6 protein-coding genes are annotated in these 8,468 nt (G+C 66.7%); 4 read left to right on the top strand and 2 right to left on the bottom strand.

All coding sequences use genetic code 11. The features are described 5' to 3' along the window. The 4 genes from A6M56_RS08125 to A6M56_RS08110 form a co-directional block, all read left to right on the top strand. On the top strand, window positions 1-340 hold a 340-nt coding region (locus A6M56_RS08125), incomplete at its 5' end, for a sensor histidine kinase (protein WP_286758049.1). 396 nt (window positions 341-736) lie between these two features. Continuing rightward, window positions 737-1,381: a carbonic anhydrase gene (locus A6M56_RS08120; RefSeq protein ID WP_045219269.1), complete on the top strand. Its 645-nt coding sequence runs from the start codon at window positions 737-739 to the stop codon at window positions 1,379-1,381. A gap of 123 nt (window positions 1,382-1,504) precedes the next feature. After that, window positions 1,505-3,067, top strand: a complete 1,563-nt coding sequence (locus A6M56_RS08115; RefSeq protein WP_062738631.1) for a SulP family inorganic anion transporter — start codon at window positions 1,505-1,507, stop codon at window positions 3,065-3,067. Window positions 3,068-3,369: 302 nt separating this feature from the next. Continuing rightward, on the top strand, window positions 3,370-4,509 hold the full coding sequence (locus tag A6M56_RS08110) for a collagen-like triple helix repeat-containing protein (protein ID WP_102079149.1): 1,140 nt from the start codon (window positions 3,370-3,372) through the stop codon (window positions 4,507-4,509). Between the two features lie 88 nt (window positions 4,510-4,597). Here the strand turns inward: A6M56_RS08110 and prpF are convergent, their stop codons facing one another. Both prpF and acnD read right to left on the bottom strand, forming a co-directional pair. Continuing rightward, window positions 4,598-5,782: a 2-methylaconitate cis-trans isomerase PrpF gene (prpF, locus tag A6M56_RS08105; RefSeq protein WP_102079148.1), complete on the bottom strand. Its 1,185-nt coding sequence runs from the start codon at window positions 5,780-5,782 to the stop codon at window positions 4,598-4,600. Continuing rightward, window positions 5,779-8,376: a Fe/S-dependent 2-methylisocitrate dehydratase AcnD gene (gene acnD / locus A6M56_RS08100; RefSeq protein ID WP_102079147.1), complete on the bottom strand. Its 2,598-nt coding sequence runs from the start codon at window positions 8,374-8,376 to the stop codon at window positions 5,779-5,781. Before acnD ends, prpF begins: the two co-directional genes overlap by 4 nt. Window positions 8,377-8,468 lie beyond the last annotated feature (92 nt).

Genomic DNA, 8,468 nt, shown 5'->3' with positions numbered 1-8,468 from the left:
TGACTGCATGCCGTCGCAGCTGAGCCAGGTCTTCATGAACCTGCTCGTCAACGCCGGTCAGGCGATCCACGAGCATGGGCGCATCACGCTGCGCACGGGCCGCGACGCCGGCAGCGTCTGGGTCGAGGTGCAAGACACGGGCAGCGGCATCCGCCCCGAACACCTCGGCCGCATCTTCGACCCGTTCTTCACCACGAAGCCCGTGGGCCTCGGAACGGGGCTCGGCCTATCCATCTCCTACGGCATCGTGCGCAAGCATGGCGGCCACATCGAGGCTCGCAGCGAGGTTGGTCGCGGCACGTGCTTTCGCATGACCCTGCCGTTGCCCGCCGACGTCTGAGTTGCGCACAAGCTGTCGATCGGCTTAGAAAGCGCGCCCCAAATACGGGCAAACCGGTGGCGTTGAAGGGATTCCGGTCATTCACTTGTGATGGAATATTTTCCAATCCCTGGTTTGAATATTCAGGATAGATAACTCGGCCATGCAATAACTGCACGCAGTTTCGCGCTTGCAGATAATCGTCGTGATTCGCTCTTGCAGATGTGTGCACATTATCAGTGCGTTCTCGCGCCGATATTGCATCGGGACCAGATTGGCACGGCGGGAACCTTTCTCGTACGATCGTTTCGTAGCTGTTCCGCTGCACTGCAACGTCAACGTAGAAGCCCTTCAGATCTGGGTTTACGGGTTTTTCAGCCTCGCAGCGGCCAAGCCGATTCCGCAGGAGTGTATTCAATGCATCGACCGAAACGCATGCTCGTCGAGAATGTCGCGTGGGCGCACGAAACCGTCGCGCGCGATCCCGATTTCTTTTCACGGCTGGCACAAGGCCAGCAACCGCAAGTGTTATGGATCGGCTGTGCCGATAGCCGTGTCCCCGCTGAAACCATTACCCGTTCCAATCCGGGCGATTTATTCGTCCATCGGAATATCGCGAATCTCGTGTGTCCGGCCGACGACAACACGATGAGCGTGCTCGAATATGCCGTGCGCGTCCTGAAGGTTGCGCACGTGATCGTGTGCGGCCATGAGGGCTGCGGCGGCGTGCGCGCTTCCCTGCTGCCTCCGCCCGACGGGCTGCCGCATGTGGCGCGCCGCATCGGGCCGCTGTGCGCGCTGGCTGCCCGGCATCGCGGCGCGCTGTCGGCGGTGCCCGATCCGGACGATCGCGTGAACCGGCTCGCCGAACTCAACGTGCTCGAACAGGTGCGCTGTCTGCGCGAGAGCCCCATCGTGCGCGATGCCGACCCGCCGCCGCGCGTGCACGGCTGGATCTTCGGCCTCGCGGACGGGCGCATCCGCGTGCTGGCTTCGGGCGACCCCGATGCCGAACACGCGGCCCGCGGCGACATCCTGATGCCCGCCGAGGCCATCGCCTAGCCAGCGCGGCTGCCTTTGCGCGGCCGCATCTCCTGACGTTTTCTCCTCACGCATGCCGGCGCGGCGGTGCCACGCCCGCGGGCAGGCGTTCGCGCGTACGCATTTCCGACAACACCGATAGCCATGCAGACATCCACCTCACCGGCATTCTCCCCGCGCGACGTGCTCGCCGGGGTCATCGTGTTTTTCGTCGCCCTGCCGCTGTGCCTGGGCATTGCCAATGCTTCGGGCGTCGACCCGCTGGCGGGGCTCATCTCCGGCATGATCGGCGGCCTGGTCGTGGCGCTGCTCAGCGGCTCGCAACTGAGCGTGAGCGGTCCGGCGGCCGGGCTTGTGGTGATCGTGGTTGACGGCATCGCCAGGCTGGGCGGGTTCTCTACGTTTCTGGTGGCGGTGGGCCTGGCCGGCGCGCTGCAGTTTCTCTTCGGCACGCTGCGCGCCGGGCGCTTTGCCGCCTATGTGCCGTCTTCGGTCATCAAGGGCATGCTGGCGGCGATCGGACTGCTGCTCATCATCAAGCAGGTGCCGCTGGCGTTCGGGCTGGCGGAGGGGCCGGCTGCGGCGGGCCCGGGCATGCTCAGCACGCCGGTGGGCGCCGTGTCTGCCACGGCGACGCTGGTGGCGCTGCTTTCGGCCGCCGTGCTGATCGGCTGGGATACGCCGGCGCTGCGCCGCTTTGCACTCGTGCGGGCACTGCCGTCGCCGCTGGTGGTGGTGGCGCTCGGGATCGGCGTGACGGTGCTGCTCGATGCGGTGGCGCCGGGCATCGCGCCGTCGGGCGAGCAGCGGGTGAACCTGCCCGAACTGGCATCGTTCGGCGCGTTCCTGGATGCGATGGCGTCGCCGGCATTGGGCGCGCTCGGCAATCCAGACGTGTGGCGCGTGGCGGTGGCGCTGGCCATCGTGGCGAGCCTCGAAACGCTGCTGTGTCTCGAAGCCGTCGAGCAGCTCGATCCGAAGAAGCGCTGGGCGTCGCCTGACCGCGAACTCAAGGCGCAGGGCATCGGCAACCTGGTGGCCGGCGCGCTGGGCGGGCTGCCGATCACGTCTGTCATCGTGCGCAGTTCGGCCAACGTGCATGCCGGCGCGCAGAGCCGCTGGTCTGCCGTGGTGCACGGCGTGCTGTTACTGGCGAGCGTGTTCGTGCTGACGGCCATCGTCAACCGCATTCCGCTGGCGTGCCTGGCCACCATCCTGATCTTCACGGGCTACAAATTGGCCAAGCCGTCCTTGTTCGCGTCGGTGGCGCGGCAGGGGGTCGACCGATTCGCCCCGTTCATTGCCACGGTCGTTGGCGTGCTGCTGACCGATCTGCTCGTCGGCATCCTCATCGGCATCGCGTTGAGCGTTGCGCTGGCGATCCGCGCCAACGTGCGCCGCACGATCGTCATGGCGCGCCACCAGGACCACTTCCTGCTGTCGTTTCGCAAGGACGTGTCGTTCATGGGCAAGGTGCCGCTCAAGCGCTATCTGGCGCAGGTGCCCAACGGCGCCACGCTCATCGTCGATGCCGCGCGCGCGGACTACATCGATGCCGATGTGCGCGAGCTGGTCGAGCGCTTCATCGAGGAGGCGCCGGCGCGCGGCATTGTCATCGAGCGCCACCATTTTGATCCGGCCATTCCGCCTCGCACTCCGGTTTTCCGGTTCCCGCGGCTGCCATTTGTGCGTCCGGCTGCCCGATAAGGCCGAATGGATTTAACCCAATCTGGGTAGTTTAGAGCCTGGCCTCCAAACATAATCGGCACACGATGCACCCGGAAAACACTGTTTCCTGTAGCTTGACCTCTACCGGCAGCGGGTGCATGTGCCGATGCCGCATCAGCAAAGGCTTTTCGGCGTTTGACAATGTTTGCAATCGCCCCGGGTCCAGTTAATAGACTCGGTTTGAACATGCCGCGTATTAATCGATGGCGGCATGCAGAAAAACACTTGGCAGGGCAGGGTCTCGCATTATTTCGAGCATGCATTTCAAACAGGAGGCGGACATGAACAAAATCCAACGAGGGACCTTGGTGTCAGCCCTTGTGGCCGGGTTGCTGGTGCTGGGCGGTTGCGCCAGTTCGGGCTCGGGCGACATGAGCGGCACCACGGACGGCGGCGGCAGCTCGGCCAATAACGGCGGTGGCGGTTCGGGGTCGAACGGCTCGGGCGGCACGGGCGGCACGGGCGGGACAGGCACCACCGCGTCCACCACACCCACCGGCACCATCGCCAACAAGAGCGGCGGCGTGCTGACAGCCACGGGCGATGCCGTCAGCAGCCTGGGCACCACCGTGGGCGGCACCAATGTGCCGAGCGCGTCGGCCCTGGGCAACGTCATCGACAAGGCCGGCAACACGGTGTCTGCGCTGGGCACGGGCGTGCAGTCCGGGCTGGGCAGCATCGGCACGAACCCGAACCCGATCGGCACCACGGTGTCGAGCACGGGCAACGTCGTCACGGAGGTCGGCAACACCGTCACGGCGACGGGCGGGCTGGTGAACAGCCTCGGCACGGGGCCGCTGCAGCCGCTGTCGCCGGTCACTTCGCCGGTGGGTGGCGCGGTGTCGCAGGTCGGCCAGGCGGTGGCCAAGGCGGGCGGCACGCTGGGCACGTCGCTGTCGACGGGGCCAGTGGAGCAGGTCACGCAGCAGTTGAGCTCGGCCGTGGTGCCGCTCACCTCGCAGGTGACCGACGCCACGCAGACGCTGGGCAACACCACGGGCCTGGGTGCGCCGGCCACCAACCTGCTGCAGACGGTGGGCGGCGGCGTGGCCAACGTCGGTACATCGCTCACGGCGACCAACGCGCCGGTGGTGTCGAACCTGGGGGGCGTGGTGACGGCCACGGGCAACACGGTGGCCGCCCTGGGCGGGCCGCTGTCGGGCGGCAGCACAACGGCCAGCCCGCTGGCGCCGATCACCGGTGCACTGGGCGGTGCCACGGGCGGCAGCAACCCGCTCGGGGCCGTGACCGGCGCGCTGGGCGGGACGACTCCCACCACCGGCGTCACCGCCCCCATCGGTTCGCTCGTGACGAGCGTCGGCTCGTCGGTCACGTCGACGGGGGCCACCACGCCGCTGTCACCCGTCACGGGTGCGGTGGGTGGTGCGTTGACCACCGTGGGCGGCGCGCTGTCGCGCTGAGCCGCATCCTGCGAAAAGGGCCAGCAATGGCTGGCCCTCTCCTAGCCGTTCATGCGTTGGCGCTGAACGGCGTTTTTGTCGGCAACGCTCAGCCCGGCACGCGCACCCACCCCTCCATCAGCACGCGCGCACTGCGGCTCATGATGGCCTTGGTGACGGTCCATTCCCCGTCGACGAGCTTGGCCTCCGCCCCGACGCGCAGCGTGCCCGACGGATGCCCGAAGCGCACGGCACCGCGTTGTCCACCGCCCGCTGCCAGGTTGACCAGCGTGCCCGGAATCGCCGCCGCCGTGCCGATGGCGACCGCTGCCGTCCCCATCATCGCGTGGTGCAGCTTGCCCATCGACAACGCACGCACCAGCAGGTCCACATCGCCTGCGCCGACCTTCTTGCCGCTCGATGCCACGTAGTCCTTCGGCGGTGCGACGAACGCCACCTTGGGCGTGTGCTGCCGCGTGGCGGCTTCTTCAATGCTGTTGATCAGCCCCATGCGCACCGCGCCGTGCGCGCGGATGGTCTCGAACATCGCCAGCGCCTTCGCATCGCCATTGATGGCGTCCTGCAGTTCGGTGCCGGTGTAGCCGATGGCCTCTGCGTTGACGAAGATGGTCGGGATGCCCGCGTTGATCATCGTCGCCTTGAGCGTGCCCACGCCGGGCACCTCCAGGTCATCGACGAGGTTGCCGGTAGGGAACATCGCGCCGCCGCCGTCGCCTTCCTCTTCGGCAGCCGGGTCGAGAAATTCGAGCTGCACTTCCGCCGCCGGAAAGGTCACGCCGTCCAGTTCAAAGTCGCCCGTCTCCTGCACCGCGCCGTTGGTCATCGGCACGTGGGCAATGATCGTCTTGCCGATGTTGGCCTGCCAGATGCGGATGATGGCAGTGCCGTTTTCCGGCACGCGGCTTGGGTCCACCAGGCCGTTGCTGATGGCGAACGGCCCGACGGCCGCCGACAGGTTGCCGCAGTTGCCGGACCAGTCCACGAACGGCTTGTCGATCGAGACCTGGCCGAAGAGGTAATCCACGTCATGGTCGGGGCGGGTGCTCTTGCTCAGGATGACAGTCTTGCTGGTGCTCGACGTGGCGCCGCCCATGCCGTCGATCTGCTTGCCGTACGGGTCGGGGCTGCCGATCACGCGCAGGAGCAACGCGTCGCGCGCGGCGCCGGGCTGTTGCGCGGCCGGCGGCAAGTCCTGCAGACGGAAGAACACGCCTTTGCTGGTGCCGCCACGCATGTAGGTGGCGGGAATCTTCACTTGCGCGGGGTGGCTCATGCTGCTTCCTTGTTCGATTCCAAAAAGTCCTGCGCAAAGCGCTGCAGCACACCGCCGGCTTCGTAGATCGACACTTCCTCGTCGCTGTCCAGGCGGCACGTGACGGGCACTTCCACGCGTTCGCCGTTCTTGCGGTGGATGACGAGCGTCAGGTCCGTGCGCGGTTTGCGCTCGCCGATCACGTCAAAGGTTTCGGTGCCGTCAATGCCGAGCGTGAGGCGCGTGGTGCCCGGCTTGAACTCCAGCGGGAGTACGCCCATGCCGATCAGGTTCGTGCGGTGGATGCGTTCGAAGCCTTCGGCCACGATGGCCTCCACGCCGGCCAGGCGCACGCCCTTGGCGGCCCAGTCGCGCGAGCTGCCCTGGCCGTAGTCGGCGCCAGCGATGACGATGAGCGGTTGCTTGCGCTCCATGTATGTCTCGATCGCTTCCCACATGCGCGTGACCTTGCCGTCGGGCTCGATGCGCGCGAGCGAACCCTTCTGCACCTTGCCGTCCACCACGGCCATCTCGTTGACGAGCGTGGGGTTGGCGAACGTCGCGCGCTGTGCGGTCAGGTGATCGCCGCGGTGCGTGGCGTACGAGTTGAAGTCTTCTTCCGGCAAGCCCATCCTGGCGAGGTATTCGCCCGCCGCGCTGTTGGGCAGGATGGCGTTGGACGGCGAGAGGTGGTCGGTCGTGATGTTGTCCCCCAGCACCGCCAGCGGGCGCAGGCCCTTGAGCGTGCGCTCGCCGGCCAAGGCGCCTTCCCAATACGGCGGGCGGCGGATGTACGTGCTTTGCGGGCGCCAGTCGTACAGCGGGCTCACCTTGGCGGCCGTTTCGCTGCGTTGCTCGAACATCGGGATGTACACCTGGCGGAACTGCTCCGGTTTGACCGAGGCGCGCACGATGGCGTCGATCTCTTCGTCGGTCGGCCACAGGTCTTTCAGCAGGATCGGCTTGCCGTTGGCATCGGTGCCGAAGCTGTCGCGCTCGATATCGAAACGCACGGTGCCGGCAATCGCATAGGCCACCACCAGCGGCGGGGATGCGAGGAACGCCTGCTTCGCATACGGGTGGATGCGGCCGTCGAAGTTGCGGTTGCCCGACAGCACGGCCGTGGCGTAGAGGTCTCGGTCGATGATCTCTTGCTGGATCTTCGGGTCCAGCGCGCCGCTCATGCCGTTGCAGGTGGTGCAGGCAAACGCGACGATGCCGAAGCCGAGCTTCTCGAGTTCTTCCTTCAGGCCCGACTCCTTCAAGTACAGCTCCACCGCCTTGGAGCCCGGCGCGAGCGAGGTCTTGACCCACGGCTTGCGCGTGAGGCCCAGGCGGTTGGCATTGCGTGCCAGCAGCCCGGCGGCGATCACGTTGCGCGGGTTGCTGGTGTTCGTGCAGCTCGTGATGGCGGCGATGATGACGGCCCCGTCGGGCATCTGGCCCGGTGTGTCTTCCCACCTGCCGGCGATGCCCCTGGCAGCGAGGTCGGTCGTGGCCACGCGCGCGTGCGGGTTCGACGGGCCGGCCATGTTGCGCACCACGCTGGAGAGGTCGAAGCGCAGCACGCGTTCGTATTCGGCGTTCTTGAGCGTGTCGGACCACAGGCCCGCGGTCTTGGCGTACGTTTCGACCAGCTTGACCTGCTCGTCGCTGCGGCCGGTCAGGCGCAGGTAGTCGAGCGTCTGCTGGTCGATCGAGAACATCGCCGCCGTGGCGCCGTATTCCGGTGCCATGTTCGAGATGGTGGCGCGGTCGCCCAGCGTCAGCTTGGACGCGCCTTCACCGTAGAACTCCAGGTACGCGCCCACGACCTTCTGCTTGCGCAGGAATTCGGTCAGCGCCAGCACGATGTCGGTGGCGGTGATGCCGGGCTGGCGCTGGCCGGTCAGCTCCACGCCGACGATGTCCGGCAGGCGCATCCACGAGGCGCGGCCGAGCATCACGTTTTCGGCTTCCAGCCCGCCCACGCCGATGGCGATCACGCCCAGCGCATCGACGTGCGGCGTGTGGCTGTCGGTGCCGACGCAGGTGTCGGGATAGGCCACGCCGTCGTGCGCCTGGATGACGGGCGACATCTTCTCCAGGTTGATCTGGTGCATGATCCCGTTGCCCGCGGGGATCACGTCGACGTTCTTGAACGCGTGCCTGGTCCAGTTGATGAAGTGGAAGCGGTCTTCGTTGCGGCGGTCTTCAATGGCGCGGTTCTTGGCGAACGCGTCGGGGTCGAAGCCGCCGCATTCGACGGCCAGCGAGTGGTCGACAATCAGCTGCACCGGCACGACCGGGTTGACCTTGGCCGGGTCGCCGCCCTGGTCGGCAATGGCATCGCGCAGGCCGGCGAGGTCCACCAATGCGGTCTGGCCGAGGATGTCGTGGCAGACCACGCGGGCCGGGAACCACGGGAAGTCGAGGTCGCGTTTGCGCTCGATCAGTTGCTTGAGCGAGGCGGTGAGGGTGGACGGGTCGCAGCGGCGTACCAAATTCTCGGCGAGGACGCGGGAGGTGTAGGGGAGCTTGTCGTAGGCGCCGGCTTGGATGGCTTCGACGGCTTCTCTCGCGTCGAAGTAGTCGAGGTGTGTGCCGGGGAGGGGTTTGCGGTGTGCTGTGTTCATGGTGTGGGTCCATCCCTTGTTTCTCCCCCTGCCGGGGGCGACTTACTTTCTTTGTCTTGCCAAAGAAAGCAAGCAAAGAAAGGCGCGCCCGA

This window comes from Ralstonia sp. RL, assembly GCF_001683835.1.
Lineage (GTDB): Bacteria > Pseudomonadota > Gammaproteobacteria > Burkholderiales > Burkholderiaceae > Ralstonia > Ralstonia mannitolilytica.
Note: the sequence above shows the minus strand (reverse complement) of the source record. Positions and strands in the feature narration are given on the sequence as shown.

Excerpts from the sequence above, each read along its gene's own strand:
- A6M56_RS08120 (WP_045219269.1), top strand. The coding sequence starts at position 737 with ATGCATCGACCGAAACGCATGCTCGTCGAGAATGTCGCGTGGGCGCAC.
- acnD (WP_102079147.1), bottom strand. The coding sequence starts at position 8,376 with ATGAACACAGCACACCGCAAACCCCTCCCCGGCACACACCTCGACTAC.
- prpF (WP_102079148.1), bottom strand. The coding sequence starts at position 5,782 with ATGAGCCACCCCGCGCAAGTGAAGATTCCCGCCACCTACATGCGTGGC.
- A6M56_RS08110 (WP_102079149.1), top strand. The coding sequence starts at position 3,370 with ATGAACAAAATCCAACGAGGGACCTTGGTGTCAGCCCTTGTGGCCGGG.
- A6M56_RS08115 (WP_062738631.1), top strand. The coding sequence starts at position 1,505 with ATGCAGACATCCACCTCACCGGCATTCTCCCCGCGCGACGTGCTCGCC.